The following is a 16533-nucleotide window of genomic DNA, read 5'->3' on the forward strand; positions in this document are numbered from 1 at the left end:
GGTCGAACATCTGCAAAAGTTGGAATCGAGTCGTGTTGATCGCATGAAGCACATGGTCGAACACCTCCAGTCCATCGGTTTCAAAATTAGCATCTCCGATGTTCAAGCTGCCGCTGGCGATAGTATTATTGGCAGCCCGCACATTGTTAAAGCCGTTCAAAAACATCCCGAAAATTTGGCTCTGGAAAAGGAATTACTAGCCAAAATGAAGGAACAGGCCAAAACTAGCGAGGATGTCAAAGCTAAGTTTGAGCAAATGGTGGAGGCGGGCATTGTCCAATATCCCTACCGGCTCTACATGAAGGCCTCCAGCTTTATACCCATGCCTCGGGCCGAATCCTACACCGCCTTGCTCTCACTCGAGGACAGCGTTGATTTGATTCACCAAGCCGGCGGGGTAGCAGTCCTAGCCCATTGGTACTTCCACACCACAATCTTCAAAGCCGCCAGGTTGGAAGAAGCCGTGGGAGCCGGCAAATTAGATGGCCTAGAAACCAGTACCGATAACACCACCTTCGATGGTGATGTGACGTCGGAAGTCGAAATGCTCCGAAGATTGATCGAAAAGTATCAATTAGCCGAAGTTATGGGCAGTGATTCGCATTCGGTCGAGGATCTAGCAGCTTTTGCCAAAGGCCCGAACGCCGAACTCTCAGTCGGCCATACCCAAAAAATTATTGATAAATTTAAGCCAAACCTGGAGTGGTCCAATTTCTAAGCGCGTCGTCATCGTTCACGGTTGGGCCGATGATCCAACCAAGGGCTGGATCCATTGGCTGGCACAGGAACTGGAGGCCCGAGACATCAAGGTCCAAGCCCCACACTTTACTGAACCACGATCACCAGAGCTAAAAGTCTGGATGGACCAGCTTCGCTCAGCTATCGGCCAGCCGGACCCAGGCCTGGTTCTGGTTGGACATTCCTTGGGGTGTACTATGGTGCTGAGGGCCGTTTCCGACTGGGCGCCCAGTGTGCGCATTGCCGGAATCGTACTAGTCGCTGGCATGGTGGAGCTCAAAGGCTGGAAACCACCAGCATTGTTTGTGCCACCGCTCGATTATGCCAAAATTCAGCAAATTGCTACCAAACGCATCTGCATTTATTCCGATGATGATGAGCGGGTCAAACCGGAGCTAACCAAAGCCATGGCTAAGTTGCTAAATGCCGAAGAGATTTTGGATCCTGGCAAAGGTCATTTTGCCGGGCTGCATGGCTGTAGTGAACTGCCCAGCGCCCTGCAAGCCGTCTTGAGCTGTTATAAAAATTAGATTCCTCACCCCTAAAAAATGAAATGAGCGGTCACGCGTGGCATGACCGCTCAAGAGGGGATTTTCATCAGGGCCCTCATCCCTTCTCCTTTCAAATCAGGAGGCAGGGCGCCTCAACGACTTGGGTGGGAACCGCTTTCGCAACTCGCCTAGCATCTCGTCGGTGATTGTGTCACCGGCAAAGACCTGTGCGAGCCTCCGCTCTTCTTCAACCAGTGCCGTCAATTGAGCATGACGGCCTACCAGAATTGGAGCAAAGAGCCAGTCGATTGGACTGACATCCCGGTCTGCTGGGTTACCAACTAGTTCCACCTGGACGTCTGGGTACCCATCGAGTCCTACCTGCCTGAGACGTTGTTTGACCACGGCCCAATCGCCTTCGGCGATGTTAAGCTCGAGATACAACAAATCAATCTCATCAAGTAGTTCTCGCATTCTGAGTTTCCTTTTCACTTCACCTCCTCCCATAACAAGTAGAGAGAGTGACTAGACAACTATACTATACTTAGTGTACTTAGTCAATATCTTCATCCGATAATCTGATACAATACCCACATGGATGAGGTCGCCGAAGTAAAGCATCGTCTGGGTGTCGCCGAAGTAGTAGGGGGCTATTTGCCTCTCAAGCAGGCTGGTCGCAACCTCAAAGCCAGCTGCCCGTTCCATAATGAAAAAACAGCTAGCTTTATGGTTAGCCCCGAAAAGGGCATTTGGCACTGTTTTGGCTGCGGGCAAGGCGGCGATATCTTCAAGTTCGTCATGATGATGGACGGATTGGAGTTTCGCCCGGCTCTGGAAAAATTGGCCGAACGAGCCGGCGTTGAATTAAAGCAACGAGGTTCGCCCGAAATTACTAAACTCAAAAAGCGCCTCAGCGAAGCTCACCAGCTGGCGGCCAAATACTACCAGGCTACACTGGTGAAGAATAAAAGTGCCTTTAATTACTTGATTAAAGATCGCAGGCTGAATAAGTCTAGCATTAATGATTTCCAGATTGGCTACGCACCAGAGAATTATGAGGCCTTATCCAAATTCCTAATCAGCCGGGGCTTCACCAAAGACGAGCTGACCAAGGGTAGTTTGGCTGGCACAAGTTCGCGCGACGATAGCATTTATGACCTGTTTAGAGGTCGCATCATGTTCCCGATATCAGACGCTAGCGGCAAGGTTGTGGCTTTCACGGGCCGGGTTTTGGATCCAGCCAAAAACCCCAAATACTACAACTCGCAACAAACTCTGATTTACGATAAGGGCCGCAGCGTCTATGGCTTGCATCTGGCCAAAGAGGCCATTAGGGAGGCTGATTTGGCCGTGCTTGTCGAAGGCAACATGGATGTGGTGGCTAGCCATCAGGCTGGTATCCGCAACGTGGTGGCAGCTAGCGGGACGGCGCTAACCAGCGATCAGCTCAAAGCCTTGAGCCACTTTAGTAAAAACGTGGCTCTGGCCTTTGATCAAGATGTGGCCGGTATTAAAGCCACTGAGCGGGCCATTGAACTGGCTCAACAACTGGGCTTAACCTTGAAAGTCATCGAGTTTAGCGCTAAAGACCCGGACGAACTAATTGCCAAGAGCCCTGATCTTTGGGCTAGTGCTATCAAAAGCGCTAAATACGCTATCGACTACCTCTTCGACCGCTTGGCCCGCGAATACGATCTAACCAGTGCCGTTGGCAAGCGTCAGTACAGCGATCGCCTGGCCGCTAACCTCAGGCGCCTTTCAGATCCCGTCGAGCGCGAACACTACCTCAAATTACTGGCTGAGCGGGTTGGTACCTCGCTTGAGAGCGTCAAGCAAAAGGTCGATCAGTCGCCTGCGAGCGCCTTAGAGCCGGCCGAGGCTGCCATCAAAACCAAACCAATTGACGCCCAAACGGCACTGGAAGTGGCGGTGCTGGCCATAAATTTAGCTCACCCGCGGGTGCGCATGAGCTTGGACGATTTAGAGAATCAAGACTTTGTTCAACCGGAGCACCAAGAAATCCTAGCGGGACTAAAAAAGTTGGGTAAATCTGGTGGTGGAGAGGCCCTGATTAAGCTATTGCCCGAGCAGGCCGATTATGTTAAAATCTTGGAATTAAAGGGCGAGCAGGAATACGCTGATCTCGCACCTGCAGATTGCAGCTTGGAGGCTTTCACGCTGGTTAGAAATCTGCGAATCGGCTCTAATAAACGGCAAAAAATTGAAGTATCCAAACAGCTACGTGAGGCCGAGCAAACCGGCAACGCGGAGCTTGTGCGCACGCTAACACGTCAATTTCAAGCCCTAATGACGGAGGAATTATAGTGCCTAGGAAAGCACCCGCCCCCAAGCCAGAGGAGGAAGAACACACTTATTCGCCCGAAATCGAACGCCTAATTGCCAAAGGCAAGGAGCAAGGCTACGTTACCCAGCAGGAAATTTCGGCGGCGATTCCGGATGTGGAAGACAATCTGGAAGAACTTGACGATCTTTATTCAGCTCTAACCGAAAACAGTATTGATGTCACCGACCAGAAAGACCGCTTGATCTGGGATACGCCGGATGTTGAAGAGGAAGTTAAAGAAAGCAATGATGACTACATCAAAGACATCGCCGATGACTCCGTGCGCCTGTACCTGCGCGAAATCGGCAAAATCCCGCTGCTAACTGGTGAAGAGGAAGTCATGCTGGCTAAACGCATCGAGGCTGGTGATAAAACCGCCAAGGATCAAATGGCCGAAGCCAACATGCGTTTGGTGGTTAGTATCGCCAAAAAATATATTGGCCGCGGGCTGGACTTGCTCGATCTAATTCAAGAAGGTAACACGGGGCTATTACGCGCCGTTGAGAAGTTCGACTACACCAAAGGTTACAAATTTTCGACCTACGCCACCTGGTGGATCCGACAGGCCATCACCCGTGCCATTGCCGATCAGGCCCGCACCATTCGCATCCCGGTCCACATGGTTGAAACCATCAACAAATTGATTCGCACCCAACGCCGCCTGGTCCAAGAATTGGGCCGTGAACCACTGCCGGAAGAAATTGCGGCTGAGATGGAAATGGAAGTTGAAAAGGTCAATCACATCTTAAAAATCAAGCAAGACATTGTTTCGTTAGAAGCCCCAGTGGGGGAGGAGGAAGACTCAAGGCTTGGTGATTTCATCGAGGACGAAGACCAAAAGACCCCTCTGGAAAACGCTACCGAGCAGCTGCTCAAGGAGCAAATCAATGAAGTTTTGGCGCTCTTAACACCTCGCGAACAAAAAATCCTACGCATGCGCTTTGGGCTAGAAGACGGCCGCAGTCACACATTGGAAGAAGTCGGCCAAGAGTTCGGCGTTACCCGCGAACGCATTCGGCAGATCGAAGCCAAGGCCTTAGCTAAATTACGCAAGCATCGAGAATCCAAAAAGCTCAAAGACTATTTACGTTAAACGATTGTCATTACGAGATCGCCTTGTCGATCGTGGCAATCTCCTTGTCATTCCGACCGAAGTGGAGGAATCTATTTGAGAACCACAAACAGATCTCTCGACTAGGCTCGAGATGACAGCCAAAGCAGCCCGAAAGGGCTGTTTTTGGTTAAGCTTGTATCTGGAGCGGATTACTGCTTTGATTTGTACCATGCCGACGAAGGGAACTTCGTGGAGAACCGTGAAATTAAAGAGCTAGTGCTCGATGCGATTGCCGATCAGGAGAGGAAGGCAGATCCAAGAACCAGGTTTCATTTCTTGGAGGCGTACATAGAGCGAATTCTCGGATCAAAAGCTCCGGGGCACCGCCAAATCAGTAGAGCACTGGTTGAGCTGAGGAAGCAGGGCCGGATCGAGTCTGATGGTTCGGGATTTGGTACCGCATACCACCTGACGCCGGCTGAACGCTGGCGGCGCGGTTTAGCCAGGGACCCATATGGCAAGTCAGAGCTCTTCTGGCAAGGCTACTCGAAACGAAGCATGATTCAAGTCGTTTTTGATGCCATGCTTCGCTTGCATCAAGCCGGGGTAACCGAGCCTGATGCTGATGCGATTTCGGTCGAAACAAAAACCAGCAACGAGCATGGGATCGCACTGCCAGCCTATCTTGTTGAGAGGGTGCTGAGAGATGTTTCCGTTCTATATGTCGTACGGCATCGCTCAACCTACAGCCTGACCGAAGTAGTTATTTGGAAGTATTTCGGCCAATAGCCCGTGAGTTTAACAACTTGCGGGCTTAAATCTTTTATAAAGCGCTTAGCGTTAAAAGTGTCAATTACGATTAAGGCTTGCATAAGCCCAAATCATTTGTTACTATGATCGGGATTGTACGTATCAGGTCGAACAAAGGAGTCTTCAAACCGCACCTACTCCCCAAAACGAACTTGGTTGATCGTCTGCACCTCGTAAGGTCCCCTGAGGGCCCGAAGCGCATCATGACGATGTAAGACGCTTCGCGAGTAGACTGGCAAGGCGATTGACCGCATCCCATACCTGCCTAGGAGGAACTATGTTCCGAGCAGAAAAGGCCAAGATGCGGCAATCATCGAGTACAGCCGTACTTGCGCGGTCCGCGACCAGCGGACTGAAGTTTGGAGCCCTGGGCCTTGGCCTGGCGTTCCTTGTAATGTCGGTATTGTTCCTGCATTCGCCCCAAAGCCGGGGACTGAGTGTCGAAACTAAGCCGGCTGCTACAACCGAATCCGCCCCACAAGTCCAACCTGTTAACGTCATGGCTGTGGCCAACGCCGCCGCTCAGCGTTACAAAACCCAGCAGGTCCAGATTTGGCTGTGGGCGGCCAACCCCGAGGTTCAAAACCACCAACTGCTCGAAAGTCTCAAGGGCCCATCGCCATGGGATGGCGTGGCCAGGTGTGAGGAGCAGGGCAATTGGCACTTCCAAGGGCTGATCTTTGGCGGCGGCCTTGGTATGAACAATCGTGGGTACAAGGCCTTCGTTCATGGTCTGACGCCCAGCGGCGAAAGGCGATGGAGCGATCTGGTCGCCCAGTTCCGATATCCCGAGCTACCCGGTCTAGCCAGCCGCGAGCAGCAGCTAGTAGTGGCTGAGCGTTGGAAGACCTGGAATCACGGAACGGCGACTGGCGCATGGGGCTGTGCCCCCTATTACGGCGCCTAAATGTAATGGGCCCGGAGGGATTTCCTCCGGGCCTAAACCTTTGAATTATTATCCGGCGTCAAAAGATCGAACCCGCGCACCACAGTTTCGGCAGTGAACATCTCCATCGTGCCACATCGCGTCGTAATTGCGGACCTCTTGATCAAGCGAACCGCAATCTGGACAGGGGCTGTTCAGGTAGAGTGAGTAGTACTCTCGCATGTACTCACTGGTGTCGGTTGTGCGACCAGCACCTTTCCATGGGTCGTTGCCGGGCAGCGGGAAGGTAGGCCAGAGTCTGGCACTAGTGTTATCACACATATGGCAGAAGGCTCCAAGCGGCCACTGAGTGCATCGCCCGGGGGAGTAATCATCCAACTCTCCCTCCACGTAGCGCAGGGCGTTCAATTGACGGGTGTTCAGTTGGATGCCGTATTCTTCCAGCTTGCGATCGCGGAACTCCTTCCGAGCAGCTTTACCGGCTAGGTCTGGGTTCAGAACGAACTTGCCTTCAGCATCCAAATACCCGCGCCATGGCTTTTCGATGTCATGGAGAAAGAGTACCTCCAGTGCCGCGCTCAGACTGAACTGCAGTGCCCGGGCATTGTTGAGCGTTTTGAACAGAATCACCGCCAAGTTCATGACCTCGGTGACATGATCCCAGTATCCACCCGGCCAGGCCTGGTGGTTGTGGGAAGATCCGGCCGCTTGGCGAAAGAGGGGACTGTGGTCAGCCAAAATCTGACAATACAGTGCCCGCCTGGTCTCATCAATCATGCTGATGAGTTCTTCCATTTGCAGATAGCCTGGCAATTTTGCTCCTGACGTCGGTTTTTCAAGGTAGATAGCGGTACTAAAAGAGCACCAGTCTTAGACTCGTGCCTGATCGAGTACCTCCCATCCATCCACCGCCGAAGCGGTTGTATTCAACTATCATTATGGTACTAAAATTTGCTCCGCATGCCTAGGCTGCCCCGAGAATCAGGTATACTAATCGTATGGCTAAAAAAGATAAATTAGTCTTAGTTGACGGTAGTGCGGTCTTTCACCGGGCCTATCATGCTATTCCACACTTGACCAATTCTAAAGGCGAGCCGACTAACGCGGTTTACGGTTTTACCATGATGCTGCTCAAAGTCTTGAGCGATCTCAAACCAACCTATGCCATTGTGGCTTGGGATAAATCCAGCAAAACCTTCCGCAAAGATATGTATAAAGAGTACAAGGCCAACCGCGTCAAACAACCCGATGATCTTTATGAACAAATCCCGGCGACTCGTGAAGTGGTTAAAGCCATGGGCTTGCCTTTCATCGAAGTCGAAAATTATGAAGCCGATGACATCATTGGCACCCTAGCCGCCAAAGCCGGCAAACTTGAAACCATTATCGTCACTGGTGATCTGGACGAATTGCAGCTAATCGATGATCACACCAAGGTTTACACTATGCGCAAGGGCATCACTGATACTGTGATCTATGATGCCGAGGCTGTCATAGAACGCTATGGCGTTACACCCGAGCAGTTCGTTGATCTAAAAGCCCTCAAAGGCGACGCCAGCGATAACATTCCAGGGGTGAAGGGGATTGGCGAAAAGACCGCTACCACCCTAATCGCCAAATACGACAGTCTTGATGGTGTCTATAAACACTTGGATAAAATCGGTGGCAGAACCGCCCAACTCCTGAAGGATGATAAAGAGATGGCCTATTTATCACAGGAACTCTCCCAAATCGTCTGCGATATGAAGCTGACGCTGGATCTAAAAAGCGCCGAACTGGGCCACTACAACCGCCAAGCCATTCACGCCCTCTTTCGCGAGTTGGACTTTAAATCGCTGCTCGATAAACTGCCAGCCGAAGTCTCCAATTCACCATCGCTATTTGATCCCGAGCCGAAAGCCCCCGATCGAGCACATCTGGGCAAAGCCAAATACTTCTGCATCGATGATTCTAAGAAGTTATCTAAATTAGCGGCTGATTTGAGCAAGCAAAAAATCTTTGCCTTCGATACCGAAACCGATAGCCTCGACGTGATGCAAGCCAAGCTAGTCGGGATGAGCTTCAGCTGGAAGGAGGGCGAGGCCTATTATGTCCCGGTGGGGCACAGTGCCGGCAAGCAACTGTCCATTAAAGAGGCCCTGGCTGTACTTGGGCCAATTTTGGCTGATCCTAAGATCGCGAAAGCCGGCCACAACATCAAGTTTGATTACGAAATCATGAGTGGCGCCGGAGTTAAAATGGCGGGCATCGCCTTTGATACCATGGTGGCTTCGTTCCTACTCAACCCGTTGGCCCGCTCGCGCACCCTCGATGATCTGGCCTATAGCGAATTTGGCATTGAGATGATTCCGATCGAAGAAATGATTGGCAAACGTGGCAAAGGCCAATCAACTTTTAATTTCGTAGCCATTGAAGATGCCACCACCTATGCCAGCGAAGACGCCGATATCACCTGGCGCCTGTATGCCAAAATGGCGCCCCAGCTAGCCAAAACCAAGCTCAAGAAACTGGCCGAAGAAACCGAGTGGCCGCTGATTGCGGTGCTGGCCGAAATGGAGCTAGCTGGAATCGAATTGGACGAGAAGTTCCTCAGCGCCTTTAACAAAGACATTAGCGCTAAAATTCTCAAACTCGAAGCCGATATTTGGAAGCAAGCTGGTGAGCACTTCAATATCGCTTCACCGGCTCAGCTCGGTCGCATTTTGTACGAAAAACTAGCGATTAAATCTGAGGTTGGCGTCATCAAGAAAGGCAAAACCGGCCTGTCTACGGCCGCTAGCGAGCTGGAGAAGATGAAGGATGCTCACCCGATTATTGAGCTGATATTGCAATATCGTGAGTTAGTTAAGCTCAAAAACACCTACGTTGATGCTCTGCCTAAAATGATTAGTCCAGTTGATCACCGTATTCACACTAGCTTTAGCCAGACGATTGCTCAAACCGGACGGCTTAGTTCCAACAACCCCAATCTGCAAAACATCCCGGTACGGACCGAGCTTGGTCGCGAGATTCGCAAGGCCTTTGTGGCGCCCAAGGGCCGCGCGCTGATTTCGGCCGACTATTCTCAATTCGAACTACGCATTGCAGCGGCACTCTCGGGCGACAAGGCTATGATCAAAGCCCTCAAAGACGGCGTCGACATTCATCAGCAAACCGCCGCCGAACTCTACGGCGTGGCTTACGACAAAGTCACCAAGGACCAGCGCTATAACGCCAAAACCGTCAACTTCGGCGTACTCTACGGCATGAGTGCCCACGGTCTCTCGGTTGGAACTGGCATGACTCGCGAGGAAGCCGCTGAGTTCATCAAACGCTATTACGATTTGCGGCCGGGACTAGCCAAGTTCGTCGAAAAAATCAAAGTCGATACTCGCAAGAACGAATATGCCGAAACTTTGCTGGGCCGCCGCCGGCCTCTATCGGAAATCAATTCCAACAACTTCCAAATCTCATCCGCCGCCGAGCGCATGGCTATCAATGTGCCGATCCAAGGCTCCCAAGCCGATATTATGAAACTAGCCATGATTGAGCTCTACCCTAAACTGGGCGATGATTCCAAACTGCTCCTGCAAATTCACGACGAATTGATCGTGGAAGCGCCTGAGGCTAAGGCTGAAGCCGTCGCCAAACTGATGAAGGACGTCATGGAAAAAGTCTACGATCTCGGTGTCCCGATTGAAGTCGATACCTCGATTGGTAAAGACTGGGGTGAGCTTTAGTGATTGCCGGCCTCGCGGCCATCATATTGTTCTGGGGTGTGATGGCATACATTTATTCAAAAACCAATCACTTGCCATACCCAACTCTGAGCCAACTAGCGGTTTCGAGTAAACGGACAGCTCTAATCTATGCCTTCGGGCTATCAGTATCTGGACTAATATTTTTATACTTTCTCATGAATTGGTTTGTCCCAAATTTACAACTCAACCCTCTATTTATGACGCTATCTTACATAGCTATTGGATTGCAGCTCATAACCGCCTGGGTGCCCTTTGACACCGAGTTAAATGGTATTACGGGTTTGATTCATCATTATGTGGCAATCACCGAAGCGGTACTGCTCATCCCATTACTCTGGATGGTGGCCAACTCGCCGGTATTGCCAGCATCTATTCGCTTTGTGGTCTATTGTATAGCCTTGGTGATGGTCGGCTTTATACCACTTGGCTTTAAAACCCAGAAAACTAACAGATTTCTAGCGGTCCAGGCCGGCTATGTTAGCTGCTTTCATCTCGCAGTAATCATAAGCCTGCTCTACGTCGCGATTAACTAAACTCGACTTTACTAGATTTACGCTCAGGCTTGCCCTAGGCTGACCATTAAGGTTAAGTGAAGGGGATGAGAATGACCCTAGAAGTAAAGATTCATGATGCTCAAACCAGCATACTGCGCGAGTTGTTGTTTGTGCGCGATGCCGGCTATGCCGAGCTGCAAAAGCCGACGGGGCTAACCAGTGATCACTTTAACTTCCACATCAGTCGTTTGGTGGAGCTAGGAATGGTGGAGAAGGTCGGTCGAGGCCGTTATAAATTGACTATCAAAGGCAAGGAATACGCCAATAAGCTTGATACCGACCGCAAAACCATCGAGAGGCAGCCCAAGGTGGCGGTGCTTTTAGGAGTTGAGAGAGAACATAAGGGCCAGCGTCAGCTGTTGTTTCAAAAACGCACCAAGAATCCCTACTACGGCTATCTCGGCTTTCCGACCGGCAAGATTACTTGGGGCGAAACCATCGCCCAGACCGCAGCTAGGGAGTTAATGGAAGAAACTGGGTTGGAAGCCGAATACGAAATTCGCGGCCTGTATCACGAACACACCACGATTGAAGGCACCGACGAAAAGATCGAAGATAAGATGTTCTTCGTGGTTCGCTGTATCAACCACAGAGGTAAATTAATCGAAAAGTTCGAGGGCGGGGAAAACAGCTGGATGAGCCTTGAAGAGGCACGCAAATACCCCAAGCGCTATTCCAGCTTTGAAACCGAGCTGGAGATGGTTGAAGGCAAGCTCAATACCTTTGTGGAGGAGCACCACTTTTACTCATCAGAGGAGTTCTAAACCGCTACTGGGCGCCTAACTTCCTTGGTTCGTTCCAAAATATCGATCGGATATTCGCCGTTAAAACAGGCTGTTGAGAATTTTGTCACCGGCAAGCCCGTTGCATTTATCATGCCATCGTAGGATAAGAAATTTAGGGAATCGGCGCCAATGATCTGGCAAACTTCCTCGATCGTGTGGTTGGCGGCAATTAATTCCGATTGTTTGGGCGTATCAATGCCGTAAAAGTCGGGGTAGCGGACTGGCGGCGAGCTAATTAGCACGTGAACCTCGCGAGCCCCGGCGCCATAGAGCATCTGGACCAGCTTTTTGGTGGTAGTACCGCGGACGATCGAATCATCGACGACGGCAACGGAGCGGCCCATTATAGCTTCTGGTAGAGGATTGAGCTTCATTTGCAGATCGCGCTCCCGCTGGCTCTGGGCCGGGCGGATAAAGGTGCGGTGGATGTAGCGGTTTTTGATTAATCCATGGTCAAAGGGGATACCGGTTTCGGCGGCAATGCCCAAGGCCGCCGGAATAGCCGAATCCGGTACCGGGATGATAACATCGGCTTTAACTTTGACTTCTCGGGCCAGATTGATACCCATGCGTCGACGGACCTCATTGACCCGCTTGCCCAGGATCAAACTGTCGGGTCTGGCAAAATATACCAGCTCGAAGATATCCAGGCGCTGCTGGCCCTCGACCAACTGATCAGAGTCATAGCCGTCTTTATTAATCATAATCATTTCACCCGGAGCAACCTCGCGCAGGAAACCGGCGCCAATAGTATCAAAGGCGCAACTTTCGCTAGCTACCACAAAACCATCACTTAGCTTGCCCAGGGCCAGAGGTCTGATGCCCATGGGATCGCGAAAGGCCACAATTTGACCAGGTGCCACGGCCACGCACGAAAAAGCCCCCGTAAAGAGGGGATAGGACGCGCGCACGGCCGAGGCTAGATCATGACCCTCCGAGAGGTAGTATTCTATTGAATCAGCCATCAATTCGGAATCATTATGCCCACGGATATTGATGCCTCGATCAACCAAAAAAGCCTGCAAGGCGGCTACAGATGGGAGGTTGCCATTATGGGCTAGGGCAAAGCCAGCCTTGGAGCGCAGAATTGGTTGGGTCAGGTCCTTTTCGCCAGAAGTGGAGTAGCGATTATGGCCGATGGCAAGTGTTCCTGGCAGTTTGGCCAAATCGTCTTCGCGATAGGCTTGCGAAACCAAGCCAATACCAGAGTGGTGATACAAAGACCGGCTATCGCTAGCCGTAATTCCCGAACTTTCCTGCCCGCGATGCTGCAAGGCCCACAAGCCGTAGTAAACGATGCGAGCAGCTTCGCCACTGGCGCTGGCTGCCGCAATTACGCCGCATTTTTCGCCCAGGCGATCGCTTGGTTCTAATAACCCACCAAATGAATCTTGCACGCGCCCCTCCGCTATCATTCTCATAATACAGCTTATGCTCACTTGGACGCAAAAAATTTGTTAAGCTGACCCTAATGCCAGAATTACCAGAGGTCGAAACCATTCGAATAGGGCTCGAGCCGAGACTGATTGGCCAAACCATTACTTCGGTCGAGATTCTCCATTCCAAAACGCTTACGCTTGAACAAGTTTCTAGTTCAATAATTGGTCATAAAATCACGGGCCTAGGCCGTCAGGCCAAAATCCTCATCATCGAATTATCAAATCATTTGAGTCTGTTGGTTCATTTGAAGATGACGGGCCAAATGGTGTTGGTTGAAGCTAGCGGCCAGCGACTGGCTGGCGGGCATCCAACCAAGAGCATGGCGGCCGAACTGCCCGATGGCAGTACCAGAATAATCTTTGGTTTTGCCAGTGGGGATTGCCTGTTCTTTAACGATCAGCGCAAATTTGGTTGGATTCAAATTGTGCCAACGGCTGAAATTTCTAGCCATAATTTTATTAGTCGGTTGGGTCCCGAGCCACTTGGTACCGACTTTACGCTACCCAGTTTTAAAGCCGCCCTAAAGCGCCATCCCAAATCGCCCATCAAGGCTGTAATTCTCGATCAATCGACGGTTGCTGGCATCGGGAACATTTACGCCGACGAGGCTCTACATTTGGCTAAAATCCATCCGGCCACCAAAGCCGGCAATCTAACACCGGCCCAAATCAAACGCCTGTTCGAAGCCATTAAAACCATTATCGCATCCGGCATAGAACATGGTGGGACCAGTTTTGCTCATTACGTTAACGCCTTGGGTGGCAAGGGCGACTACCTTGATCACGCTCGCGTTTTTCGCCGGACCGGACAGCCCTGCCCGGTTTGCGCTACCACTATCATTAAAATCCGGGTAGCTGGCCGCGGCACCCACGTTTGCCCCAAGTGCCAAAAGGCTCCAAAGGTATAATTGATCCATGATCTTTTTCTTTCATGGCCCCAATAGTTACGCCTCTAGACGCAAACTCCAAGAAATGGTTGCCACTTACCTAAAGAAAACTGGCAGCGACCTTGGCTTGGAACGAATTGATGGCAGCAGCGTTGGAGCCAAAGAATTGCGGGCGGCACTTAGAGCTGTACCGTTTTTGTCATCCAGCCGACTAGCGATCGTCGAATATTTATCGTCCAACAAAAAAGCGGCCGATGAAATCGAGAGCATTATTAGCGATGTGCCAGATACTACGGTAGTGGTGTTTTACGAAAAAGAAGTCGATCGGCGGACTCACTATTATAAAACTCTCAAGGCTAAAACCAATGACCAAGAATTTAAGCTGCTCGACCACTCGCAACTGGTAGCTTGGGTAACAACCAAAGCCAGGGAATTAGGGGGCGAAATTGATCGCAGCGCGGCGACCGAACTGGTCAATCGGGTAGGGGATGACCAGTGGCGGTTGGAGCAAGAGTTAATGAAGCTGGTTAGTTATCACACAGCGGTCGGCCGCAGTGATGTTGAGACCATGGTAGAGCAAGCCAAAGACGACAACATCTTTGAATTAATTGAGGCTGTGGCATCAGGTCAAACCAGCCAGGCCCTGCGCCGGTATCAAGACATATTAGCTAGCGGTGCTAGCGAAATGTACGTGCTCTCGATGATTATTTGGCAATTACGTAATTTGCTACTGGCTAAAACGGCCGGGCCAATGCCGCCATCGCAGCTGGCCAAAGAAGCCGGTATTTCACCCTATGCGGCCCAAAAAGCCGCAGCCCGACAGGGTAGCTTTGAGGAAGATCAATTGCGGCAGGCCTTTTTGCTCTCAGTTGATACTGAATATAAAATCAAAACCGGGGCCGCTAGCCCCCAGGAGTTAGTGGAACTTTTGATCTACGAAGTCGCCGGAGTTAATTACTAGAATTTGATTCAGCGGCCGGCACGTCGCTAGCGACGTCGGCTTCTAAGGCCTTTTCAACAGGTTTGGGTGCAGGTTCTGCGGCTTTGGGCTGAGGTTGGGATTGGCTAGTCCTGCCATCGCCACCTGATTTATAGAGTGATTTGACGATTTGTTGCTGTTTAGCCCCGGCTGCCATCAACTGAGCGGCTACCGTTAGAGCCTTAGCGGTAGTGTGAGTGGCGGTGAAGCGATCGGTGCTTGCCATAATGCCGGCTAGCCAGGCTGTAGCAATCGGTTCATCAATCAAACCGGTTTGCAGAGATTCGGCGAGAGCCACTAGAATTTCGCAGAGGCTGGCAGCGTAGCTATCAATTAGGTTAACCGCCCCGTAATTTTCATTGACGCGGTGGAAATCAATATTAATGATGGGCGTTTCGTCCAACATCTCAGGGGCTTTATCGAAGACGCGATCAATCCGGTTGCGGCTGGGCACACCCAGAACAATAATGATATCGAAGTGATAAGTGCCATAGGCAAAGGTCACATCGCTCGGAGCAAAGGCGCCTTTGAAGGGCGTAATGTGGATGTTGAGCTTTTGGTCTTCAACTGTGTATTTCAGCTTATCAACTTCCGACTTTTTGAGATCAACTTTTAAGATAAAATCGCGCAGGCCGTTCATGGTCCGATCAGGTTGATCGGTTTCCAGGAAACTAAGCCTAGACGGCACAGGGTCGCTAATAACGGCACTGACTTTTTTGCCAAACTTGCGCAACACACTAGCCAACCCAACCACGGCCACGACTTGGTCGATGGTGGGGTTTTGGCCGGTCACAATTAGAATGCTCTCGGCTTGGCGAATGGCCTCTGAAGTTTGTTGTTTGGGGGTTAGATCCATAAATATTCCTAAACGATCAATTAATATAACAAGTTATTGATTAATTGTCAATAGAGCATAAGCACTTTGTTCGCATTTTGTTCGCAAGGGTTGACATAATTAACACTGGGGGAGTATAGTTTGGCCAACTTCCGAGTAGGAGGTGAACCCTGACCGCGCAAATCTACCTGAGGTTCTGTGGCGTTCGTGTCGACACTTTGTCGAAACTGGACGCCTGGGCCCCAAGGAACGGACAGGTACCGGGACTGGTTACGGCTGGGTTCAGGGCCCAGCACGAATCACGCCACGGTGCATAAGCACCTTAAAAGCGGAACCACGTGTTCCGTAAGCGAGACTGTGTGTTTCGGGCCCAAGCGGGTTTAGCCGAACGATCGAAAGTATCGATTCGGTGCCGTGGTAAGCCGATTTTGGGGCGACCTGCCACCTTGACTGGCCTGGCAGGCCCGAGATGGTTTCAAAACTCGGCTAACAAAGCCAAGCGGTCACTACGACCAGAGGGGAGTGCGTGTGCGGAAGTTCACCTTCCACACCACCTCGCCGCCGGTTTTCCAGTAAGACCGGCCGGCGAAACTTTGAAATCGCCTCTCTTGGGGCGATGAAGTCCAGTGGGGTACACGAGCGATCGAAAGAATCGCCTCGCCCCTGCTACCACGGCTTCGTACCAACAAACCAAGCTGGCCATGGACTTGGAAGCACAACATCATGGTCTAGAGTGGAGGCTCGAACAAAACTCACCAGCGAGTCTTCGGGGGGACTCGAAGGTCGCAGGGGTTCGTCCGCGCGTCGGCCGATGGGCCAAGCGATGGTGTAATCGAACTCTAACGGACTTGTCCAGACACGACATCTGGGAAGCACAAGTCGCAAGTCTCGGGCCCGGAGCGGGTAAAACCGCTCCGGGCCATCACTTTTTATAGCTTTACAAACCGAGAACTTTCCGCTATAGTCACTTAGTTATGCCGATTATTAAATC

At 51.2% G+C, this 16533-nt stretch carries 15 protein-coding genes; 11 read left to right on the forward strand and 4 right to left on the reverse strand.

Annotated elements, in window-relative coordinates:
- The coding region (locus tag VLE72_00185) for a hypothetical protein (GenBank protein HSX14318.1) at window positions 1-718 on the forward strand (718 nt) is incomplete at its 5' end.
- Complete coding sequence (locus VLE72_00190) at window positions 678-1268, forward strand: alpha/beta fold hydrolase (GenBank protein ID HSX14319.1); 591 nt, start codon at window positions 678-680, stop codon at window positions 1266-1268. The genes VLE72_00185 and VLE72_00190, both read left to right, overlap by 41 nt.
- A 96-nt stretch (window positions 1269-1364) precedes the next feature.
- Here VLE72_00190 and VLE72_00195 read toward each other — a convergent pair whose 3' ends face one another.
- The gene (locus VLE72_00195) at window positions 1365-1721 is read right to left on the reverse strand and encodes a hypothetical protein (GenBank protein HSX14320.1); all 357 of its coding nucleotides are present in this window, start codon (window positions 1719-1721) and stop codon (window positions 1365-1367) included.
- Window positions 1722-1823: 102 nt separating this feature from the next.
- Between VLE72_00195 and dnaG the strand changes: the two genes are divergently transcribed.
- From dnaG to VLE72_00215, 4 genes are all read left to right on the forward strand, one after another.
- Window positions 1824-3554 (forward strand): DNA primase, encoded by a 1731-nt coding sequence (dnaG, locus tag VLE72_00200; protein ID HSX14321.1) that lies wholly within the window; start codon window positions 1824-1826, stop codon window positions 3552-3554.
- Window positions 3554-4666: an RNA polymerase sigma factor RpoD gene (gene rpoD / locus VLE72_00205; GenBank protein ID HSX14322.1), complete on the forward strand. Its 1113-nt coding sequence runs from the start codon at window positions 3554-3556 to the stop codon at window positions 4664-4666. The genes dnaG and rpoD overlap by 1 nt, the downstream gene beginning before the upstream one ends.
- Window positions 4667-4876: 210 nt before the next feature.
- Complete coding sequence (locus tag VLE72_00210; GenBank protein HSX14323.1) at window positions 4877-5416, forward strand: hypothetical protein; 540 nt, start codon at window positions 4877-4879, stop codon at window positions 5414-5416.
- Window positions 5417-5714: 298 nt separating this feature from the next.
- Window positions 5715-6344, forward strand: a complete 630-nt coding sequence (locus VLE72_00215; GenBank protein ID HSX14324.1) for a hypothetical protein — start codon at window positions 5715-5717, stop codon at window positions 6342-6344.
- A 48-nt stretch (window positions 6345-6392) separates the two neighbouring features.
- Here VLE72_00215 and VLE72_00220 read toward each other — a convergent pair whose 3' ends face one another.
- Window positions 6393-7136, reverse strand: a complete 744-nt coding sequence (locus VLE72_00220; GenBank protein HSX14325.1) for a hypothetical protein — start codon at window positions 7134-7136, stop codon at window positions 6393-6395.
- 185 nt (window positions 7137-7321) lie between these two features.
- Here VLE72_00220 and polA point away from each other — a divergent pair, with 185 nt between their 5' ends.
- The 3 genes from polA to VLE72_00235 all read left to right on the forward strand — a co-directional run bounded on the left by polA (window position 7322) and on the right by VLE72_00235 (window position 11381).
- Complete coding sequence (polA, locus tag VLE72_00225) at window positions 7322-10042, forward strand: DNA polymerase I (GenBank protein ID HSX14326.1); 2721 nt, start codon at window positions 7322-7324, stop codon at window positions 10040-10042.
- 218 nt (window positions 10043-10260) lie between these two features.
- The gene (locus VLE72_00230) at window positions 10261-10596 is read left to right on the forward strand and encodes a hypothetical protein (protein ID HSX14327.1); all 336 of its coding nucleotides are present in this window, start codon (window positions 10261-10263) and stop codon (window positions 10594-10596) included.
- A gap of 71 nt (window positions 10597-10667) precedes the next feature.
- Entirely contained in the window at window positions 10668-11381 is a 714-nt protein-coding gene (locus VLE72_00235) for an NUDIX hydrolase (GenBank protein HSX14328.1), read from the forward strand.
- On the opposite strand, the gene purF is transcribed toward VLE72_00235, so the two are convergent.
- Window positions 11378-12799 (reverse strand): amidophosphoribosyltransferase, encoded by a 1422-nt coding sequence (gene purF, locus VLE72_00240; protein HSX14329.1) that lies wholly within the window; start codon window positions 12797-12799, stop codon window positions 11378-11380. The two genes, VLE72_00235 and purF, sit on opposite strands and share 4 nt — an antisense overlap.
- Before the next feature lie 74 nt (window positions 12800-12873).
- On the opposite strand from purF, the gene mutM reads away from it, so the two are divergent.
- Window positions 12874-13749 (forward strand): bifunctional DNA-formamidopyrimidine glycosylase/DNA-(apurinic or apyrimidinic site) lyase, encoded by an 876-nt coding sequence (gene mutM / locus VLE72_00245; GenBank protein HSX14330.1) that lies wholly within the window; start codon window positions 12874-12876, stop codon window positions 13747-13749.
- A gap of 7 nt (window positions 13750-13756) precedes the next feature.
- Window positions 13757-14689 carry a DNA polymerase III subunit delta gene (gene holA, locus VLE72_00250; GenBank protein HSX14331.1) on the forward strand — a complete coding sequence of 311 codons (933 nt, stop codon included), beginning with the start codon at window positions 13757-13759 and terminating at the stop codon, window positions 14687-14689.
- Here the strand turns inward: holA and VLE72_00255 are convergent.
- Entirely contained in the window at window positions 14679-15563 is an 885-nt protein-coding gene (locus VLE72_00255; protein ID HSX14332.1) for a DHH family phosphoesterase, read from the reverse strand. The genes holA and VLE72_00255 overlap by 11 nt on opposite strands.
- Window positions 15564-16533 lie beyond the last annotated feature (970 nt).

Source organism: Candidatus Saccharimonadales bacterium, from assembly GCA_035480635.1.
In the GTDB taxonomy this organism is placed as follows: domain Bacteria; phylum Patescibacteriota; class Saccharimonadia; order UBA4664; family DATIHN01; genus DATIHN01.